This window comes from Collinsella sp. LCP21S3_A3 (genome assembly GCF_052118905.1).
GTDB lineage: Bacteria > Actinomycetota > Coriobacteriia > Coriobacteriales > Coriobacteriaceae > Collinsella.
Window position 1 is genome coordinate 1 of sequence record NZ_JBQKGH010000011.1, and the last position, 20,557, is coordinate 20,557.

The window sequence follows — 20,557 nt, forward strand, 5'->3', positions numbered from 1 at the left end:
AAGGAAGATGCTCGAGTCCGGCCTCGAGCTTGCGGACAGGGTCGAGGCGGCATAGGATATCAACCGTATTCCAGATTCTGGGACGCCGGGCCGACTCGCTTCGGATCGGGCGCTACACCAACTTTCTCGACACTACCGCCTTATCCCCTCCGAGTTGCGGTGAAATAAGGACTGAATAGGCCTTTTAACGGCTAAAACACTCCCTATTTCACCGCAACTCAGGGGGGGGATTGCATTACTGGTAGCGCAGGCACTCCACGGGGTCGAGTTTTGCGGCCCGGCGGGCGGGGTAGAAGCCAAAGATTACGCCGATGCCGACGGAGACCGCAAAGGCCAGCAGCACCGTGGCGATCGAAAAACTCGGCGTTATGGTACCGCTGGCACCGAGTTCGCCAAGCACGCCGGAACCCGCGGCGAACATCGCTAGGCCCCAGGCAAGCAGGTAGCCAATCAGGACACCTAGCAGACCGCCGGTGATGCACAGCGCCGAAGACTCGGCCAAAAACTGTGCGGTGATATCGCGACGGCTGGCACCCAAGGCTCGACGAATACCGATCTCGCGGATGCGTTCGGTCACATTGGTGAGCATCATGTTCATGATGCCGATACCGCCCACGAGCAGCGAAATGCTGGCAACGGCGCCCATGATGAGCGAAAACGCGCCCATAAAGGAGTTGAGGGCGTCGATGGCGCTTTTCATTGAGGTCGCCGACACGCTGTCATATTCGTCGTCATCCGCGATGTCCTTCATGCTGCGCACCTTGGATTCAATCATCTTGCACAGCTCATCCATGTCCGTACCCTCGGCGGCGAGCGCCGTTACGCTGGGAAAAGACGGGTTCTCGTCGCCAAAGAGGCCCGAGATGGTCTCGCGCGGCATGTAGAGCGTGAGTGAGCCCATGGAGTCGCTGCCGCCGTCGATAACGCCGATAATCTGCACCTCGCCGTTCGACACCTTGATGGTCTTGCCGAGCGCGTCCTGTTCGTTGCCGTACAGCTGGTCCGCGCCGCCGCGGCTGATGAGCGCCACGCGTGCGCCAGATTGGGACTCAGCCTGGGTATAGGTGCGCCCCGCGACGAGCTCGCTGGCTCCCACTGCGTCGAGCATGTCGCTATCGACGCCCTGCGCCATGACGTTATAGCTTTTGTCACCGGCCTTGTACTCGGTATAGGCACTGTCCACGATACCGATCTGCTCGATCTGCGGCACCATCTTGCGAAGCTTCTCAACGTCCGACTCGGTGAGCTCTTGCGACGAATAAATCTGCACCATACGCGCGGCGTTGAGGCCCAGGCTGTTGACCAGGCTGTTTTGGATACCGCCGATAAGCGAGGTCATGGCAATGACGGAGGCGATGCCAATAACAATGCCCAGGATGGTGAGTAGGCTGCGTCCCTTGTTGGCCTCGAGGGAGTGAAGGGCTTCTTGGATAAGGTCGCACGTGCTCATGCCTTCACTCCTTTCGTCGGATTGGCGTGTGCGGAAATCATGGGCAGGTTATCAATGGCGCCGTGCAGGGTCTGCGGTGCGTGCGCGATGTACGCGCCGTCGTGGATTCGGCCGTCGCGAATGGTTACGGCACGGTCGGCCTCGGCGGCGATACCGGGATCATGCGTGATGAGCACAATGGTCTTGCCACGTTCCTGGAGTTTGTGGAAGGTCTCCATCACGAGCGCTCCGGTGGCGGAGTCCAGGTTTCCCGTCGGCTCGTCCGCCAGGATGATGGGCGGGTCGTTGACGAGGGCGCGCGCGATGGCAACCCTCTGCATCTGTCCGCCTGAGAGCTCGGAGATGCGGTGGTCCCAGTGGTCGACCGGCAGCGTGACGGCTTGCAGCGCATGAACGGCGCGCATCTCACGCTGAGCCCGCGGCACGTTGGTGTACGACAGCGGCAGCATGACGTTTTCGATGACCGATAGGCGCGGCAGCAGGTTAAAGCTCTGAAAGACAAAGCCGATGCTCAGGGCGCGGACTTCGGTGAGCTCGTCATCGTCGAGCTCCGCCACGTTGAGGCCCTGCAGGTAATAATCGCCTGCCGTTGGCTTGTCCAGGCAGCCCAGGATGTTCATGAGCGTTGACTTGCCCGAGCCAGAAGGGCCGGTAATGGCCACGAATTCGCCGGGATTCACTGCCAGGCTCACGTTATGCAGGATATGGGCGCAGCCGGCCTCGCTCTCAAAAATGCGATGCACGTTGCGGATGTTGATGACGGGACGCATTACAAGCCCTCGTCGGCAGACATGCTGCCAGAGTCGTCGCCGTCGGCCGTCATGCCTGCGCCGGTGTCCACGATGAGGGTGTCGCCGTCGCGCAGCTTGGTAACCGGTACGTCTGCGTTGATCTCATTGCCCTGGTCGTCGCGCTTGACCTGCGTCTTGCCGACCACGGCGTCGTTTTCGTTTTGCGTCACAATGGTCACCTTCACGCGGCGCATCTCCTTGCCTTCACCGTCGGTTGCCACGTTGACGTAATAGTGCTCGCCATCCTCGGTCATGAGCGCCATGGTCGGCACCATCACCACATCGTCGAGCTGCTCGGTTACCACCGAGACCTCGGCGGTCATGCCCGGCTTGAGGCGCGCGTCGGGCGCGTCAATCAAAATATCGACGTTATAGGTCACGCTACCGCCGCCACCGTAGGTGGAGTCGGAGTTTGCCACCGAAGCGATTGTCGTGACCGTTCCCTGGCTCACGATATCGGGAAAGGCCGGATAGGTAACGTTGGCGCTCTGGCCCACTGCGATCTTGGCGATATCCTTTTCGCCCACCTGAACGGTGACCTTCATCTTGGAGAGGTCGGCGATCTGCATGCACTGCTTGCCGCCGGTCGTATCGCCTTCGCCCATAATCATGCCGCCCGTCACCGTGGCGCCGACCTTGGCGTTGAGCTCGACGATGCTGCCCGAGCTGGGCGCGGTCACAGTGCGCTCGGCGGCTTTGGCGTTGGCCTGGTCCAGGGTCGCCTGGGCCGAGGCCAGGTTACGTTGGGCGCTCGAGACGGCACTCGTGCCGGTGCTACCGCTGGCGCCACTTGCGCCTGCCGCATCTGTGTCAGTCGCCGGAGCGGCTTGGGCGGCAGCTACCGCTTTCTGCGCGTTGGCGAGGTCTTCCTGTGCCGCCGCCACCGCGCGCTGCGCCTCGGCAACGTTGCGATCGAGCTCGTCATTTTTAATGGTCATGAGCACATCGCCCTCGTTAACGGACTGGCCGGCTGATACGTTGATCGATGCCACCGTGCCGTCGACAGAAGGGGAGACCACCGAAGCCGAGATAGGCTTGAGCTGGCCTTTAGCCTCGACGGTGGTCGTAAATGTACCCTCGGTGACCATGTCGGTCACCGGCCCGTTGGTACCTGCGGGCCGTGCGTTAATGACGAAGGTTACGACAACGGCGATGAGCACAATGGCGGCCACGACGCCGGCCGCAATGCCGCGTCGGATGAGCTTTTTGCGCCGACGCTCGGCACGCTTCGCCTTGAGCTTGGCGTAGGCCTCTTCGTCAGAAATCTCGGTTGCATCGCTTGTGCTGCCGTTTTGCTGTGTGGCGCGCATGTTTGTTATGAGGGGAAGCGTTTCGGTGGCACCCTCGGGCGCTCGCTCGGTATCATTCGGTCCCGGGGTGATGGTGGGGACATTCGACATGGCGTCTCCTTTATAGAAAGTTCTTCGATAAGTATATGCGCCCGTCGCGAGAAGCGGGCGCATATGGCGGATTCTTTCGGAACTGTTAGATTGGAGCGTCAGTTCCCCGTTGTGCGAAGGCGTGTTTCCCTACGAGTGCACGACCACGCATAGGCCTACGTTGATGCAATCGTGGAGTGCCTTGGCATCGGCCAGACGCAAGTTGATGCAACCGTGGCTGCCGCACCATTTGTACGAATTTGGGTCGTCAAAGCTCTGATCGTTTTGCCATGTTGCATCATGGAAACCAACCATGTTGCCTTCAAACGGCATCCAATATGACACGGGGCTTTCGTATTTTGGTTTTCCGGTCTTTGGGTCTTTGGCACCGATGAGCTTGCTTGCGCCGTCATTGCTATTGATCTGCCAAACGCCCTCGGGGGTGGCATCCTCTCCCGGTTTGCCCGAGATAAAGTTGGCCTCCCAAACGATATTACCGTTCTCGTCATAGTAGCGCGCGTGCTGCTCGGACAGGTCGACGTCGATATACGCCTTCCAGTCGGGCTCTCCCTTTGCGGTATAGGTGTCGGCCTTCTGGGAGTACTTAATCTCGATTTCGCCGGTCTGCTTGTTGTTAATGGCGTCCTCGACCTGCTTGGCGAGTGCGTCGCTATCGACGGACCAGCCAAAGTCACCGCCCTCGACGGCACATTCTTTGCCGTCGGCACGCGTCCACCAGCGGGTGGTGCCCACGGTATTAAAGCCGTTGGCGAGCTCGGCTGCCCAGCTACCGATCTGCGACGTATCGAGTGTGGGGTTGGCCGGATCGACAAAGCTGATCCACTGCAACACGGAGCTGCCGTCGACCTTGCCGGCATCCTCGCCGTTGAGCTTGAGGGTCACGTTGACGCCCAAGAAGTTGTTGGCGGCATCGCATGCGGCCTGAATCTGATCATTGGTCAGCGTTTCATTGAGCGGTTCATAGGCATCGTTGCCGAGCTTGGAAAGATCTACGGTCTCGGCCAGCGAGGCAAGCTCGAGCTCGGCATACTTAATGACATGCTCGCGGTTGAGTTTTTCGTTGGAGCGCGCCTTCTCGACGGTAAACTTGCCGGCTTGCTCGTCATAGGAGCTATTGGCCTCGAACGTGCCCGAACGGCCCTCGTTAAACTCGTCAATGGCGGCGCCCAGATCCTCCTCAAACTTCTTTTGGTCAAAGGTGTCAGAGAGCATGGACAGGTCGACGTCTTGTTCAAGATCGACTTTGTTGGAGGTAGCGGTTGTTTTGGTCTTGCCGCTTAAGGATTCCACAAGGCGGACCGGCCATATAAAGGCTTCGTTGCGGCTGATGATTTCTTTTGCGGCAGCTTCGCCGTCGACGATGGGTTCATCGGACTCGGGCTGATAGGTCCAGTTAAAGTCATCGCCTGTCACGGTGAGCTTATAGTGCTTCCATGCCGAGTTGACCTTAGTGGCAGCAGACGAAGCACTGGAGAACGAGACGTCGACGCCGGCAATGGTGGTGTTGGGATAGGCTACCTGCGAAAATGCGACAACGCCAACAATGTAAACGACAACAATGAGGCCCAGAGCAACGAAAAGGGTCATTTTCGCCCCGGATTTTTTCCCGTTGGCGTGGTTCTCTGACCCACGGGGGCCCTTGTGATGGTTTTGGGTGTGTGAAGGCGCGTGCTTAGTCGCTTTATTGCTCTGACGCTGCTGATACGCATGAGGGTTCTGTCGCTGTGAGGTGTTTCCCAAACCATGCTTTGTGCTACGCGTTGGCGTAATGGGGCGCGGCGACTGGACGCCGTCGGTAGGCCTAGAAGGCTGTTTAGGATCGGGAATCAGTTGGGTGCGGTCGTTTTGCGACATCGTATGCATATCCTTCGAGTTTCGCCTTGCGGCTCATCGTGTTTTTACTGGGCTTGCATTATAGCGATTACCTAGTTGTTTGTGGTATTGAAACGGTGGCATTGGCAAGAGGTTGGACATTTGTCCCACCTCTTGTTTTGGACTGTTCTTTATCCGCACACGCCGCATTTTGCACAGGCCGAAAGCGCGGCCGGAGCTTGTGCAATGCCGCCCTTTGCCGTCTCGCGCAGCGTGGCCGGCAACGCGTGGCCCACCGAGAGCATGACGTGTGCCATCTGGTCAAACGGCACCAGGCTCTTAATGCCGGCGAGGGCGAGCTGCGCCGAGCTAAATGCGGCCGCCACGCCGATCGCGTTGCGGTTTTGGCATGGCACTTCGACAAGGCCGCCCACGGGATCGCATACAAGACCAAGCAGATTGCTCAGTGCGATAGAACTAGCGTCGAGTGCCTGCTCGGGCGTGCCGCCCAGCATCTGGACTAGCGCGGCAGCGGCCATGGCGGCGGCGCTGCCCACCTCAGCCTGACATCCGCCTTCGGCACCGGCGACGCAAGCGCTTGTGGTGAGGTTGAGACCAATCGCGGCAGAGCAGTAGAGTGCGTCCATGACCTGTTCGTCATCGAGCTGTAGATGGTCGGCGAGCGCCAACACGCAGCCGGGCACGACGCCCGCAGAGCCGGCCGTGGGGGCGGCGACGATGACGCCCATGGTGGCAGAGCGCTCAAGCACAGCCATGGCGCGGGCTACGGCTTCGGTTTGGACGGCGCCCATCAGGTTTGTGCTCAGATCGTTGCGGCATGTGGCGTCGACGAGTTTTGCCTCGCCGCCGATAAGCCCGCCGAGCGAGCGCTGCGGTGCGGCGATGGGCGCCGTCGTCTCCTCGCGCATGACCTCGAGTACGCGGCGCATGGCGGCGACGGCGTGCTGCTCGCCGGTCAGGCGGGCTTCGCGTACGGCCATGACGGCGCCAATGTTGAGGCCCAGTTCGGCGCAGGCGTCGAGGAGCTGTTCGCCATCGTCGAAGATTTCCTTGGCGGAAACGCCGGGGGAGAGCGATGAGGCCGAGCCGGGAAGCTCAATGAAGGTGGCGTAATCGACATGGTCGAGCATGCGTAGCATGGGAACGACGATGTCATCGGGGGTGCCGTCGGTCTCAAATACGGAATAAGCTTGGCCGCCCACCTCGGTGCGGTAGGTGCGGCAGAAGGCAATGTTTACGTGTGCGTAGGCGAGCTGGTTCGTGAGCGCGGCGAGAACGCCGGGGACGTCCTGGTGCGCCACAAACAGGGTGGAATACATGCCCGAGATATCGACGCCGACGCCGTTGATGCGGCTGATGCGCATCTTGCCGCCGCCAAGGCTCTCGCCGCGGACCTGCGCCGTGGCGCCCGTGTCATCGACCATGTCGATGTCGACGGTGTTGGGGTGGATGGAGGCGTCGTCGCCCTTAATGTCAAAGTGATAGCTGAGGCCCCGCTCGCGCGCGAGGTCAAAGGCCTGCTTGATGTTTTCGTCGTCGGTGTCGAGGCCCAAGATGCCCGCGACGAGTGCGCGGTCGGTGCCATGGCCGCGGTAGGTGTGGCCAAAGGAGTTCCACAGGCCAAAGGTGACCTTGGTGATTCGGCCTTCCAGCAGGCTGGCGGCAACCTGGGCGCAACGCAGGGCGCCGGCGGTGTGCGATGAGCTGGGGCCGACCATGATGGGGCCCAAGATCTCGAATGCCGAGGTCGTAGCTAGTGTTTGCGGCTTGCCTGCCATGGTTGCTCCTTTTCTATCCCGTCGTCCCGAGGGGCGGGGCAAACGCTGTCCCGTCGTTCCAAGGGCTTTAGTATTTGGTCGCCTGCTCGGACAGTCCTGACTCGCACGGAGAGCACATTAAGTGCTCTCCGGCTCGTGCGGAACTCGTGATCGACCTTATGCCCCGCCCCTCGGGACTAAGGATACATGGTAGAAGTGCGCGTGCGCAAAATTCATTAGCTGCTGACGCGTCATGCATTGCATATCGAAATATCTTCACCACCGGTTAACAAAAAAGAGGTACCGGTTGTTCCGGTACCTCTTTTTGGTGCGTTTTTATTTGGCTGTGGCTTTTGCCGCTGGCTTACAGGCCGCAGGCTGCTTTGAGTTCGTCGATGCGGTCCGTTTTCTCCCAGGTAAAGTCGGCGTCTTCGCGGCCAAAGTGACCGTAGGCTGCCGTCTTTTCATAGATGGGGCGACGCAGGTCCAGGTCGCGGATGATTGCGCCCGGGCGCAGGTCAAAGGTCTTCTCCACGGCCTCGACGATCTTGTCCTCGGCAATATGCGCGGTGCCAAAGGTGTCGACCATGATCGACAGCGGCTTGGACACGCCGATGGCGTAGGCCAGCTCGACCTCACAGCGATCGGCCAGGCCGGCGGCGACTACGTTCTTGGCGACCCAGCGAGCGGCGTACGCGGCAGAGCGGTCGACCTTGGTGCAGTCCTTGCCGCTAAAGGCGCCGCCGCCGTGACGGCCGTAGCCGCCGTAGGTGTCGACGATGATCTTGCGGCCGGTCAGGCCCGTGTCGCCCATGGGGCCGCCCACGACAAAGCGGCCGGTGGGGTTCACATAGATATCGGCGCCATCCCACGGCATGTTCTCGGCATCCATGACGGGTGCGATGACATGCTCGATGAGGTCGGCCTTGATCTTGCCCATGTCCTCAACTTCGGCAGCGTGCTGCGTGGAGATGACGATGGTTGTGACCTCCACGGGCTTTCCGTCCTCGTAGCGCACGGTGACCTGGGTCTTGCCGTCGGGGCGCAGATAGGGAAGGGTGCCGTCGTGGCGCATGGCGGACAGGCGTTCCGCCAGGCGGCTTGCCAGGTAGTGCGGCATGGGCATGAGGGTCTTGGTCTCGTTGGAGGCGTAGCCAAACATCATGCCCTGGTCGCCGGCACCGATCAGGTCGATCGGGTCGGTGGTGGCGCCGGTCTGGGTCTCAAATGACTCGTCGACGCCCTGGGCGATATCGGGGGACTGCTCGTGGATGAGGCTCATGACGCCGCAGGTATCGCAGTCAAAGCCAAACTTGGCGCGGTTGTAGCCGATGCGGCGGATGACGCCACGGGCGATTTCCTGCACGTCGACGTATGCCTGGGTGCGAATCTCTCCGGCGACGATGACGGTGCCGGTGGTCACGAGGGTCTCGCAGGCGCAGCGGACGTTTTCCACATTGGCGGGCACGCCGTTGGGCGCAATATAGCCCTGCTCCTGCAGCTCTATTTCTTTAGCGAGGATTGCGTCGAGGACGGCATCGCTGATCTGGTCGGCGATCTTATCGGGATGGCCTTCGGTCACCGACTCCGACGTAAACACAAAAGACCCCTGCTGGGGCGGGATGGAACGAAGCTCTTCTGACATGATTGTCCTTTCGAATAACGTGTCCCAGCGACCGTTACCATTCCGCTGGGCTCTGTATGCAGGGGCACATCATAGCGCGTAAATCCAACATTCACACCCTTTCCGCACCTACTCATGAGGTAGCTAATTTGGGACGGGGCTTTTTTAGCTACCCCGGCTGATTGTTTGCTGGTTTAGCCGATAGCCTGCCGGGGCAGCTAAAAAAGCCCCGTCCCAAATTAGCTACCATATTAGCTACCCGGCCTCGATGACTGGGTCGGTGCCCTTTGTGCGGAGGTGGGCGTTGTTGCTTTATACTGGTGCGGTTAGACATCCATCCTGCAATCGAGGAGATTTCCATGGCATCAGACGTTCGCGTCCGCTTTGCACCCTCACCGACGGGCAAGCTGCACATCGGCGGCGCCCGCACCGCTATCTATAACTGGGCTTTTGCCCGCGCAAACGGCGGCACGTTCATCCTGCGCATCGACGACACCGACCCCACCCGCTCTACCGACGAGAACACGCAGATCATTCTGCGCGCTATGCGTTGGCTGGGCCTGGACTGGGACGAGGGCCCCGAGGTTGGCGGCGACTATGGCCCCTATGCCCAGACCGAGCGCCTGGACCTGTACAAGCAGGCCGCCCAGAAGCTCTGGGACGAGGGCAAGGCCTATCCCTGCTTCTGCACCAAGGAGCAGCTCGAGGCCGATCGTAAGGCCGCCCAGGAGCGTAAAGACCCCTTCCAGGGCTATCAGCGCCGCTGTCGCGATCTCGATCCCGAGGAGGCACGCCGCCGCATCGAGGCCGGCGAGCCCTACGTCCTTCGCATCAAGGTGCCCGAGGACCGCGGCGATGTCGTCATCCACGACGCCGTCCACGGCGAGGTGACCTTCGACGCCAAGGAGCTCGACGACTTCGTCATCTTCCGCTCGGATGGCACGCCCACGTATAACTTCGCGACCGTCGTCGACGACGCCATGATGAAGATCACCCATGTCATCCGCGGCGACGACCATCTGTCCAACACCCCGCGCCAGGTCATGGTTTACGAGGCCCTCGGCGCGCCCGTTCCCACGTTTGCCCACATCTCCATGATCTTGGGTGCCGACGGCAAGAAGCTCTCTAAACGCCACGGCGCCACCTCGGTGGAGGAGTACCGCGACGCCGGCTACCTGTCCGACGCGTTCGTTAACTACCTGGCGCTGCTCGGCTGGTCGCTCGACGGCGAGACCACGATCATCCCGCGCGATGTCCTGGCCAGTAAGTTCTCGCTCGACCGCATCTCCAAGAACCCGGCGACCTTCGACCCCAAAAAGCTCGACTGGGTCAATGCCGAGTACATCAACAACATGTCTGACGCCCAGTTTGCCGACGAGATCATGATCCCCGAGCTGCACGAGGCCGGTATGATCGAGGGTAACATCGAGTACGGCGAGGACTGGATCGACGCGCTTGCCGCCATCGTCAAGCCGCGCACCAAGATGCCGGCCGACGCCGTGACCGTCGCCGCCCCCATCTTTGCCACGGCCGAGACGCTCGAGTATGACGAGAAGTCTGTCAACAAGGGTCTGGCCAAGGAAGGCATGGGCGCCATTCTGGATGCCGCCAAGGCCGCGCTCGAGGGCGTGGATGAGTGGACGGCTGCCAACATCGACGCCGCGCTTGAGCCGCTGCCCGAGCAGATGGACCTCAAGAAGCGCGTGGTGTTCCAAGCTGTGCGCGTCGCCGTCTGCGGTAACATGGTGAGCCCCCCGCTGGGCGAGACCATGACGCTCGTCGGCCGCGACGACTGCTTGGCGCGCATCGACCGCGCCCGCACGATGGCGCTGTAGCAGCTGCGTAAACGCATGTATCCGAGCCCCGTTCACCCGAGCGGGGCTCTTGTTTCTAAAGACGTATGGGATGGGAGGTACAGAGACCATGGCCGAGCAACTGTCGCTGTTTGGTTCGCCGGAACCTAAGGAAGCTCCGAAGTCCGCGGCCCCTGCCGCCGCCCCGGCGCAGCCCGAGCCCGCACCCGAACCCGTCTCCGCCTACGCGAGCGTGGTCCTCGACATCCCGACCCGTGCGCTCCCCGAGCCATTCGACTACGGCATCCCGCAGTCCCTTGCCAACGATGCCCAGATCGGGTCCACGGTCCTGGTCCGCTTTGGCAACCGTGCGGCCGCGGGCTATATCGTCGATATCGCGCCCGAGCTGGGCGACCTGCAAGGCAACGACGCCCCCGACCCCTTGCGCATCAAGCCCATCGAGGCCATCCTCAGCAAGCCGCTCTTTACCGCCGAGGCTGCACGCATTGCGCGCTGGATGAGCCACGAGTACGTCGCGACGCTTTCCGAGTGCCTGCGTCTGTTCTTGCCTCCGGGCGGCAGTCCGCGTGTCGTGAAGGGCGATGACGGCGTGTGGACCGTTGAGCGCCCCGCCGTCAAACCCATCCAAAACCGTTGGGTCATGCTCACGCCCGAGGGTTTCGACTACACGCCGCCCAAGACTGCGGTCCGTCAGCGTCAGCTCATCGCCGCGCTCCAATGCGGCCCGGTCACGACGCGCGACCTCAACCTGCTCTACAACAGCATGTCGGCGACCATTAAAGCGCTCGAAAAACGCGGCGTCGTGGTGGTGGAGGAGCGCCGCGCCTGGCGTGGGTGTAGCGAGCAGACCACGTTGTCCTCGGCAAGCGGCAAGGCGCCGGTCTCTCTCACCAACGGCCAGCAGCAGGCGCTCGCCCAGATTGAACGCGCCCGCCTTGATGCCCATGGCGACGTGGTCCTTGTCGATGGCGTCACCGGTTCCGGTAAAACCGAGGTTTACCTCTCGGCGATTGAGCGCGTGCTGGCGGCCGGCCGTTCGGCCTGCGTGCTCGTGCCCGAGATCTCGCTGACGGCCCAGACCGTCGGCCGCTTCCGCTCGCGCTTTGGCGAGACGGTCGCGGTCTTCCACTCGCGACTTTCGGCCGGCGAGCGTCTGGACCAGTGGGATATGGTTGCCAGCGGTGCCGCGCGCGTGGTCGTGGGCGCCCGCTCGGCGCTTTTTTGCCCGCTCAGCGATCTTGGCCTCATCATCATCGACGAGGAGCACGAGACCAGCTACAAGCAGGGCTCCAGCCCGCGCTACCATGCGCGCGAGGTGGCTGCCGAGATGGCGCGCCGCTATCGGTGCCCGCTCGTGTTGGGCTCCGCCACGCCCTCGGCCGAGGCCCTCGATCGCTGTCGCCGCGGTATGTATAACGGTGCCACCTGGACGCGTGTCGAGATGCCCGAGCGCCCGGGACACGCCGTGCTGCCCACGGTCCGCATTGCCGATCTGCGCCGCGAGTTCGCGCACGGCAGCCGCTCCATGTTCTCTAAACCGCTGATGGAAGGCCTGGAACGCGTGGTCGAGCGCCGCGAGAAGGCCGTACTGCTGCACAACCGCCGCGGTTTTGCGCCGTTTTTGATGTGCCGTGAGTGCGGCTGCGTCCCCACCTGCAACCACTGTTCTACCGCGCTCACGTACCACGAGCGCACGCACACGCTGCAGTGCCACACCTGCGGATCGTCTTGGCGCGTGCAGCCCTATCCGGCGCCCACGAGTCGTTGTCCCAAGTGCGGCAGCCGCTACCTGGCAAAAATGGGGCTGGGTACGCAGCAGATCGAGGACGCCCTACACCAGATACTGCCCGAGGATGTCGCCATCATTCGCATGGACGCCGATTCCACACGCGGCAAGGATGCGCACAAAAAACTACTCGAGCAGTTCGATGCCGCGGATTGCGCGGTGCTGCTGGGTACCCAGATGATTGCAAAGGGCCTCGATTTTCCCGAGGTCACGCTCGTGGGCGTGGTCAATGCCGACTTTGCGTTAAAGCTGCCCGATTTTAGGGCGGGGGAGCGCGCCTACGATTTGCTGGAACAGGTCGCCGGTCGCGCCGGTCGCGGCGATCGTCCCGGCGAGGTTATCATCCAGACGTATCTGCCCGAGGACCCGGTCATTCGCGCCGTTGCCGAGCACGACCGCTCGATCTTTACCGACTACGACCTGGACCAGCGCCGAGACGCCCTGTATCCGCCGTTCGTGCGTCTTGTCAACGTTTTGGTGTGGTCGGCGAATCGTGATAATGCGCAGGACTACATTGGGCGCATCGCAAAGCTTCTCAAGCGCCGCTGGCATGCCGCCGCGCCTGACTTTTTGCGGGCGGGGAGCGCCGTGCCCCAGGTGCTGGGCCCGGCTTCGTGTGTAATCGAGAGAGCCAAAGACCGTTATCGCTTCCATCTGCTTGTCAAGTCGCCGGTAGGGTACCATGTCTCTGATGATATCGACGCCTGCCTCAAAGAGGTGGGCTCCGTGCGCGGCGTGAGCGTGAGCGTTGACGTCGACGCCTATGATTTGATGTAACAACCCGAAAGGATGGCCATGGAAGCCAACGGAATCGTATTGTCGCCCGACCCTCGTCTGCGCCAAGAGTGCGCCGTTATCGAGGAGATCACCCCGGCGATTGAGGCGCTTGCCGAGAAGATGAAGAAGATGATGTTCGACAACGGCGGTTGCGGCCTGGCTGCCCCGCAGATCGGCGAGCTCATCCAGCTCGTCACCATCGACTGCGACTACACCGACAAGAACGACTATGACCCCTACGTGCTCATCAACCCTGTCATTGTTGAGCAGAGTGACCATCTGGTGCCGTTTAGCGAGGGCTGCCTTTCTATCCCTGGCATTAGCTGCGAGATCGAGCGTCCCGACCATGTCGTTGTCGAGGCATACGATCTGGACGCCAACCTGATTCGCTATGAGGCCTCAGGCGACCTGTTCTGCGTGTGCCTGCAGCACGAGATCGATCACCTGCACGGCAACACCATGTTCGAGCGACTCAAGCCGATGCAGCGCATCAAGGCCGTCAAGGAGTACCAGGACGCCCTGGCCCGCGGCGCTCGACCGGGCGAGACTGAATAAGGTCGTCCGTCCCTGGGGCTGGCCGCCTATATATCGTCCCGCGCGCAGTTTCGCAGCGCAGCGAGAATGTTTGAGCACGGGATGATATATAGGCGGCCAGCCCCAGGGACTACTAGTTCTTGGCTCGGTTCGCTCGGGTGCCGTCGGGCCAGGGAGGGACGTCTTCGCTGATAATTGCTTTGTTGGAAGAGCTGCTTTTATTGCGGCTCTTTCTTTGGTTTTGGGTATATTTGTTCTTGTTGAATTGTTATTGCGGATGGGCTGGCGACTTGGCTTTCCGCTGTTATTTGTAGCCGTCTCGGTTTTGTTTGAGGGGAGACGTTCTTTATGCGTATTGTGTTTATGGGTACGCCCGATTTCGCGGTGCCGTCGCTGACTTCGCTTGTTGAGGCTGGGAATGAGATTACGCTGGTAATTACGCGTCCCGATGCTGTTCGCGGGCGTGGTAAAAAGCTGGAGCCGTCTCCTGTTAAGGCCAAGGCGCTTGAGCTTGGTCTGCCCGTTGTTGAGGCAAATCGTATGACGCCGGATGTTATTGATCGCCTTAAGGCTGCTGATGCCGATATTTTCTGTGTGGCTGCCTATGGCTGCATTTTGCCCGATGAGGTGCTGCATATGGCGCCGCTCGGTATTGTGAATGTTCATGCTTCGCTGCTGCCGCGTTGGCGTGGCGCTGCTCCCATTCAGCGTGCCATTCTTGCTGGTGACGAGGTTGCTGGCGTTTCCATTATGCGCATTGGGCATGGCGTGGATACGGGCGCTTATTGCGCGCAGGTGTCGACCTCGGTTGCCGGTAAACATGCCGAGGCACTGACCATGGAGCTTGGTGAGCTGGGCGGTAAGTTGCTTGCCGATACGCTTCCCTCGCTTGCCGACGGCTCGGCTGTTTGGACTGAGCAGGATGAGTCCCTTGTCACGCATGCTGCCAAGATTTCCAAGCAGGAGATGCGTCTGGATCCGCAGATGGGGGCGCTTGATTGCGTGCGTCATGTGCTTGCCTCTTCCGACACCGCTCCCGCTCGCTGCGTGATTGCCGGCAAGACCGTGCGCGTGCTCGATGCCGCGCCGGCAGATGTATCGCTTGGCGAGGGGCTCGTCGCCGTTCAGGCCAAGCGCGTTTACCTGGGCCTGTCCGATGGCGCGATCGAACTGCTCGAGGTAAAGCCCGATGGTAAGCGTGCTATGGCTGCTTCTGCCTGGGCTGCCGGCCTGCAGGGTGCGGATCTTTCGTGGGGTGTTTTGTCATGAGTAAGCTTTCCCCCGCGCGCAAGCTCGCGCTCGATGTTTTGATGGAGGCCGATCGCCGCGGCATGTACGCGCGTGATGTGCTCTCGTCCCGCGCCTCGGCCAAGGCCATCGACCAGCGCGATTCTGCTTTTGCCGCTCGTTTGGCACTGGGCGTTGCAGCCACCCAGGGCATTTTGGATGAGCTGCTCGACCAGTTTCTCGATAAGCCCAACAAGGTCGCGCCTCGTGTGCGCATGGCACTTCGTATCTCGGCCTTCGAGATGCTCTACCTGCATACCCCGGGTTGCGTTGCGGTGAGTCAGGGCGTTGAGCTCGTGCGCAGCGGTGCTAAGTCTGCCGCCGGTCTGGCGAACGCCGTGCTGCATAAGGTTGCGGACAACGTCGAGGACTTTGCCACTGCGGCGGATGCCGATGAGTCCGAGCGCCGTTTGGTTCGCCTATCTCGCCTGATGGGCATGCCGCGCTGGCTGTGCGCTCGCATTATGGCGTCGTTCGATACACCCGAGGGCGCGCTCGGCTTTGCCGGCAATCTGGCGCCCGCGCCGCTGGCTTTGCACGAGAATGCCTTTGCAACCAAACCCGATCCGTACATTTCGCAGCTTGTGGCACCCGTGTTCCCGGGTTGCCATGCGCCGGTCGACGCGCAGGCCACGGTTGCGTCGGGTGTGTTTGAGCGCGCAGCTGCCGTGGCCTCGGACCTTAACGCCCAGCTCATCGCTACCGCGGCGACCCGTCCCGGGCGTTGTCTAGAGATTGGCGCCGGTCGTGGCACCAAGACCTATGTGATGATGTGCCAGGCCAAGCGTGCCGGTTACGACCGTCAGCACACCGCACTCGATTTGCACGACCGCAAGTGCGACCAGAATCTCGCACGTCTGCATAAGGCGGGTATTACGGGTGTTCGTACGGTGTCGGGCGATGCCTGCGAGCTCAATGAGGTGCTCACGTCCTTTGACGCGATGCTTGGCGAGCCTGCCCTGTTCGACACGGTGTTTATCGATACTCCGTGCTCGGGCACCGGCACCATGCGCCGTCATCCCGAGATACCGTGGCGTCTGACCGAGAACGACGTTACGACTGAGTTGCCCCGCCTGCAGCTGACGATGCTCAAGGAAGCAGCCGCGCGCGTGGCTGCCGGCGGTGAGCTTATCTATGCCACCTGCTCGGTCTTCGACGAGGAGAACACGCAGGTCGTTGATGCCTTCCTGGCCTCTCCCGAGGGCGCCGGCTTTTCCGTGGCGCCGCTCTCCGAAGCCCAGATTTTGCAGCTCCCCGATTTCGCGCAGGCCAAGAAGCTTGTCTCCGTACGCCAGAACGACCGTGGACTTTTCCAGAGCGTCCCCGCAAACGCCGATTCCTACGATGGCCACTTCTGCGCCAGACTGGTCCGCAAGTAAAACGGATTCCAAGGGTAGCTAATTTGGGACGGGGCTTTTTTAGCTGCCCTGGCCGCCAGTCGGCCAAACATTTGCGTTATCAGCTGGGACAGCTAAAAAAGCCCCGTCCCAAATTAGCTAAAGAGTGGGAAAAATAGCCCCGTTTCATACTTGCTGCTATCAAAAGTAGAGCGGATTACGGGGCAAGATTGGTGATGCCTGACCACAGCAAAAATGGCCTAAATAAAACCGCAGGTAGATGGTTTGTTGAAATTTGCAAATTACCGGAATGGATAGAGGTTGCCAATTCGGCCCCGTAATCCGGCAGGGTTTTGAAATGTTACAAACTTAGCATCAGCCCGAAATCCGATCTAAAGAAAAGTTGCGGTGAAATGGATCCTGTTTGGCCGTTGAAAGGGCTGATTCAGGAACTATTTCACCGCAACTCATCAGGAAGCCTGGGTGTCGGGGTCGCTTGTCGCTAGTGGCTATGCGGGCAGTCGGCACAGCAGCCACTGGTGGCGCTGGTGCTGGACCCGCCACTGCGCTGGTCGGTGTTGTAGAAACCGCTGCCGTCGAACTTAATGCCGCTGGCCGAGAACGTCTTAGATGCCGGGGCGCCGCAGCTGGGGCATACAACCTCGGGAGTCTCGGACATGGGGTGCTCAACCTCAAAAACGTTGCCGCAGCTCGTGCACTTGTATTCGTAGCGCGCCATAATACTTCCTTTTCAGCACAAAGCGGGCAGATCGCTCTGCCCGCAAAAATTCAAACAGCTGTAACTGTACCCCATATCGAGGGTTTTATCACGCTTCGCCCCAGAATCTATGGGTGCTGCGCAGGAGCTTCGCAGTTTTCTCTTCGGCCTCCGCAACGTCTGCCTCTTGTGCCTGCCACGTCCAGTTGCCTGTGGCTACACCCGGCACGTTCATACGTGCGTCATCGCCCAGCCCCAGCACATCCTGCAGCGGCATCATCACCAGGGGGGCATCGCTTGCGAGCGCGTCGCCCATCAGCTTGGCCGCCACCTCAGCACCGCTCGGCTCGTCGCCGCCTGCAAAGGAGCGCGTGCACCAGCCAGCGAGCGTCGAAGTGTCGTGCGTCGAGGTGTACAGGATTTTGCCCGGCGTGGGATGAATTCCGCAGCGAACGTCGTAGTCACTAAACTCCAGTACGTCCATGCCGGGAAAACCGCAGGTCGAAGCCATAGCGCGAACGCCAGGCGTCAGATAGCCCAGATCCTCGGCAATAAAATTGAGCGGACCCAGCTCGTCGTAGGCGGCCTGGAACAGGTCCTTGCCCGGACCGGCAAGCCAGCGGCCGTCAGCACAGGCTTTGCCAGCGGGAATGCTAAAGTAGTTGTGGAAGCCCAGGAAGTGGTCCAGGCGCACGCGGTCGTAGAGCGCGAACGCTCGGCGCAGGCGATCGAGCCACCAGCGATAGCCGCTCTCCCTCATGTGATCCCAGCGGAAGGTGGGGTTTCCCCACACCTGACCTTCGGGCGCAAAGTTGTCGGGTGGCGCACCGGATATCTCGATTGCCTTGCCGGTATCGGACAGCCAGAAGTTCTCGGGCTCGCTCCACGCATCTGCCGAATCGTCCGATACATACATCGGGATATCGCCGATGACCTCGATGCCCTTCTTGTGCGCATAGTTCATGAGCTCGCACCAAGCCAGGTCAAAGCGGTACTGCATGTACGCCTGAAGCTCGGCCTCGTCGTGGAAGCGCTTGTCGTCGATCAGATGCTCGTTGTAGCGCGCGACATCTGCCGGCCAATTGTGGCGCGACTCGCCCTCAAAGTATTTCTTAACGGCCATGTAGACGCAGTACTTCTCGAGCCAATCGGCATTGCGATGTTTAAACGCGGTGTACAGCGGGTCGGCATCTTCGCCACCGTGGGCCTTCCAAGAAGCGAAGTCGGCGGCCAGCTCCTCGTGACTCTCGGGCAGCAGGTCGATGTTACCCGCAAAAGCCGAGGGTCCGGCATAGGGGGAGCGGAAGAAATCCGTCGGGTTGACGGGCAGGACCTGCCAGTAGCGCATGCCCATGGCGGCCAGGTGGTCGATAAAGCGACGCGTGGGTGCGCCGATCGTACCCGGCTTGCCATCGTCAGTCGGCACCGAGGTGATGTGGCATACGACGCCCGCGCCATGATCGAGCGGCTCTTGCAGGCGCCTCTCGGCATGGTGATAGATGATCGAAGAGCCCAGCGGGTACAGGTCGAGCGTAACCGTGCCGTTGTGGATCTCGCACTCGTGACCGCTGATCACGTCGCTCGCACATTCACCGAGCGCTGGAATCGTCACGCGGTGCGAATTGCGCAGGCTGCGATTGACGATAACAGTCGCAGCCTCGCCGTCTTTGCCCGTGCGGGTGTAGGCTAGGACGTCGTCGTTAAGCGCGAAGGCCTTGATCTCGCCGTCAACCATAAACGGCAACGCGCGGCGCAGGGCGGATGCGTTCTTCACGATGGCCAACGTATCGAAATCGTGGAGCTGGTCCTTTGTCGGCAGGGTACGGCGGTTGCCCGGATCGGTGAGGCCCTCCAGGCCGTACTCATCGCCATAATAGATCGAGGGCACGCCGGGGAAGGTCATCTGCATGAGCGTCGCCAACCAAAAGCGCCTCTTGGCCAGGTCCATGGAGTTCTCGTCCAAGCGCCATTTGCTACGCTCGCTCTCGGGTAGCTGCGACTCGTCGGGACCACCGCCGAGCACCGAGATAATGCGCGGACGGTCGTGGCTCGAAAGCAGATTGAGCGCGCAGGCCAGTGCCTCGCGCGGGTAGTTCTCGCGCAGTGTCTCGATGTCCTCGGCAGCCTGATAGGCGTCCTTGTAGCCCATCAAAAAGCCGATGACCATGTCGCGGAAGGGGTAGTCCATGGCGGAATCGAGTTCGGAGCCCTGCAGATAACGGCGCAGATGGCCATAGCTGATCTTGTTGGAAGCGTCCTCCCAGACTTCGCCGAGCAGCAGCGCATCGGGCTTCTCTTCGAGCACGGCGGCCTTGATATCGGCCAGGAAGTCATCGGAAAGCTCGTCGGCCACATCGAGTCGCCAGCCGTGGGCACCGGCGCGCAGCCACTTGCGAATGACGCCGTCCTTGCCCAGAAGCTTTTTACGCACGAGCTCGGAATTCTCGTTGAGGGCGGGCATGTTGCTCACGCCCCACCAGCAGTCATACGAACCGTCCTCGTGGAAGGTAAACGCATCGCGCCACGGGGAGTCCTCGCTCTGCCACGCGCCGACGCCGGGATAGTTGCCGTAGCGGTTAAAGTAGATCGAGTCGTCGCCCGTATGGTTGAAGACGCCGTCCAGGATGATGGAAATGCCGAGCTTCTCGGCCGCCTCGCATAGCTCCGTAAAGTCCTGCTCGGTTCCCAGAATCGGGTCGATCTTGGTGTAATCGGCTGTGTCGTAGCGGTGGTTGCTCGCGGCCTCAAAGATCGGGTTGAGGTAGATGGCCGTAAAGCCCAGCTCGGCGATGCGGGGCAGGTCATTTTGGATACCCTTGAGCGAGCCACCGTAAAAATCCCAGGTCTTGATGGATCTGTCCTCGGCACGCTCGTACACGGGCGGCTCGTTCCAGTCCTCGACCATGCGACGCTGGATTCCCTTACGCGGTTTTTCGACCTCGGCCAGCGTGCGCTCGCGCCAGTTTTCGTCGCGGGCGTAGCGGTCGGGGAAGATCTGGTAGACCATGCCGTGCTCGTACCAGGTGGGACGGTTCTCGCGGTGCTTGTAGACGGTAATCTGGAAGGACGGAACCTCGGCGTAGTTGTATACAACGCCCTCGCCGCCGGTGCGACCCTGCGGCGCACCCAAGCGGACCTCGGACTGGCCTTCGATATTGCATATAAAGCTGTACCATACAAGACAGGGCTCGGCGCAGTTGAGCTCACCGGTAAAGATGCCATCGCCCTTGTGCTCCATGGGGATCAAGGTCTCTCCGATGCCGTCAACCCAGGTGCGCAGGGTGAGCGTTGCCTGGTTGGGGTCGGCATCCTCCAAAATCACCGAAAGCGAAACGGAAGTTCCAGTGGTCACAGCGCCAAAAGGAGTGCGAAACTGCGTCAGGCGGCTGTTGTGTATCAATCTCATAGTACGGTCCAGTTCTATACAATCATGGCCAGCGGGTCATGGG

13 protein-coding genes are annotated in these 20,557 nt (G+C 61.1%); 5 read left to right on the forward strand and 8 right to left on the reverse strand.

Annotated elements, in window-relative coordinates; genetic code table 11:
* Positions 1 to 235: 235 nt before the first annotated feature.
* From ACTQ0H_RS06720 to metK, 6 genes are all read right to left on the reverse strand, one after another.
* Complete coding sequence (locus ACTQ0H_RS06720) at positions 236 to 1,450, reverse strand: ABC transporter permease (protein ID WP_441538371.1); 1,215 nt, start codon at positions 1,448 to 1,450, stop codon at positions 236 to 238.
* On the reverse strand, positions 1,447 to 2,220 hold the full coding sequence (locus tag ACTQ0H_RS06725; protein ID WP_427717357.1) for an ABC transporter ATP-binding protein: 774 nt from the start codon (positions 2,218 to 2,220) through the stop codon (positions 1,447 to 1,449). Before ACTQ0H_RS06725 ends, ACTQ0H_RS06720 begins: the two co-directional genes overlap by 4 nt.
* A complete protein-coding gene (locus tag ACTQ0H_RS06730; RefSeq protein WP_441538373.1) occupies positions 2,220 to 3,641 on the reverse strand; it encodes an efflux RND transporter periplasmic adaptor subunit in 1,422 nt (473 codons plus the stop codon). Before ACTQ0H_RS06730 ends, ACTQ0H_RS06725 begins: the two co-directional genes overlap by 1 nt.
* A 129-nt stretch (positions 3,642 to 3,770) precedes the next feature.
* The gene (locus ACTQ0H_RS06735; RefSeq protein WP_441538375.1) at positions 3,771 to 5,228 is read right to left on the reverse strand and encodes a L,D-transpeptidase; all 1,458 of its coding nucleotides are present in this window, start codon (positions 5,226 to 5,228) and stop codon (positions 3,771 to 3,773) included.
* A 416-nt stretch (positions 5,229 to 5,644) separates the two neighbouring features.
* Positions 5,645 to 7,252 carry an L-serine ammonia-lyase, iron-sulfur-dependent, subunit alpha gene (sdaAA, locus tag ACTQ0H_RS06740; RefSeq protein ID WP_441538377.1) on the reverse strand — a complete coding sequence of 536 codons (1,608 nt, stop codon included), beginning with the start codon at positions 7,250 to 7,252 and terminating at the stop codon, positions 5,645 to 5,647.
* 343 nt (positions 7,253 to 7,595) lie between these two features.
* A complete protein-coding gene (metK, locus tag ACTQ0H_RS06745; RefSeq protein WP_441547981.1) occupies positions 7,596 to 8,876 on the reverse strand; it encodes a methionine adenosyltransferase in 1,281 nt (426 codons plus the stop codon).
* 338 nt (positions 8,877 to 9,214) lie between these two features.
* Between metK and gltX the strand changes: the two genes are divergently transcribed.
* The 5 genes from gltX to ACTQ0H_RS06770 all read left to right on the forward strand — a co-directional run bounded on the left by gltX (position 9,215) and on the right by ACTQ0H_RS06770 (position 16,432).
* Entirely contained in the window at positions 9,215 to 10,690 is a 1,476-nt protein-coding gene (gene gltX / locus ACTQ0H_RS06750) for a glutamate--tRNA ligase (protein ID WP_441538379.1), read from the forward strand.
* Between the two features lie 88 nt (positions 10,691 to 10,778).
* A complete protein-coding gene (gene priA, locus ACTQ0H_RS06755) occupies positions 10,779 to 13,232 on the forward strand; it encodes a replication restart helicase PriA (protein WP_441547982.1) in 2,454 nt (817 codons plus the stop codon).
* An 18-nt stretch (positions 13,233 to 13,250) separates the two neighbouring features.
* Entirely contained in the window at positions 13,251 to 13,787 is a 537-nt protein-coding gene (gene def, locus ACTQ0H_RS06760; protein WP_118449363.1) for a peptide deformylase, read from the forward strand.
* Between the two features lie 327 nt (positions 13,788 to 14,114).
* On the forward strand, positions 14,115 to 15,035 hold the full coding sequence (fmt, locus tag ACTQ0H_RS06765) for a methionyl-tRNA formyltransferase (protein WP_441547983.1): 921 nt from the start codon (positions 14,115 to 14,117) through the stop codon (positions 15,033 to 15,035).
* The gene (locus tag ACTQ0H_RS06770; RefSeq protein ID WP_441547984.1) at positions 15,032 to 16,432 is read left to right on the forward strand and encodes an RsmB/NOP family class I SAM-dependent RNA methyltransferase; all 1,401 of its coding nucleotides are present in this window, start codon (positions 15,032 to 15,034) and stop codon (positions 16,430 to 16,432) included. Before fmt ends, ACTQ0H_RS06770 begins: the two co-directional genes overlap by 4 nt.
* A 460-nt stretch (positions 16,433 to 16,892) precedes the next feature.
* Here ACTQ0H_RS06770 and ACTQ0H_RS06775 read toward each other — a convergent pair whose 3' ends face one another.
* Positions 16,893 to 17,129: an FmdB family zinc ribbon protein gene (locus ACTQ0H_RS06775; protein ID WP_441083368.1), complete on the reverse strand. Its 237-nt coding sequence runs from the start codon at positions 17,127 to 17,129 to the stop codon at positions 16,893 to 16,895.
* Positions 17,130 to 17,217: 88 nt separating this feature from the next.
* Positions 17,218 to 20,514 (reverse strand): 4-alpha-glucanotransferase, encoded by a 3,297-nt coding sequence (locus tag ACTQ0H_RS06780; RefSeq protein ID WP_441547985.1) that lies wholly within the window; start codon positions 20,512 to 20,514, stop codon positions 17,218 to 17,220.
* Positions 20,515 to 20,557: the final 43 nt, after the last annotated feature.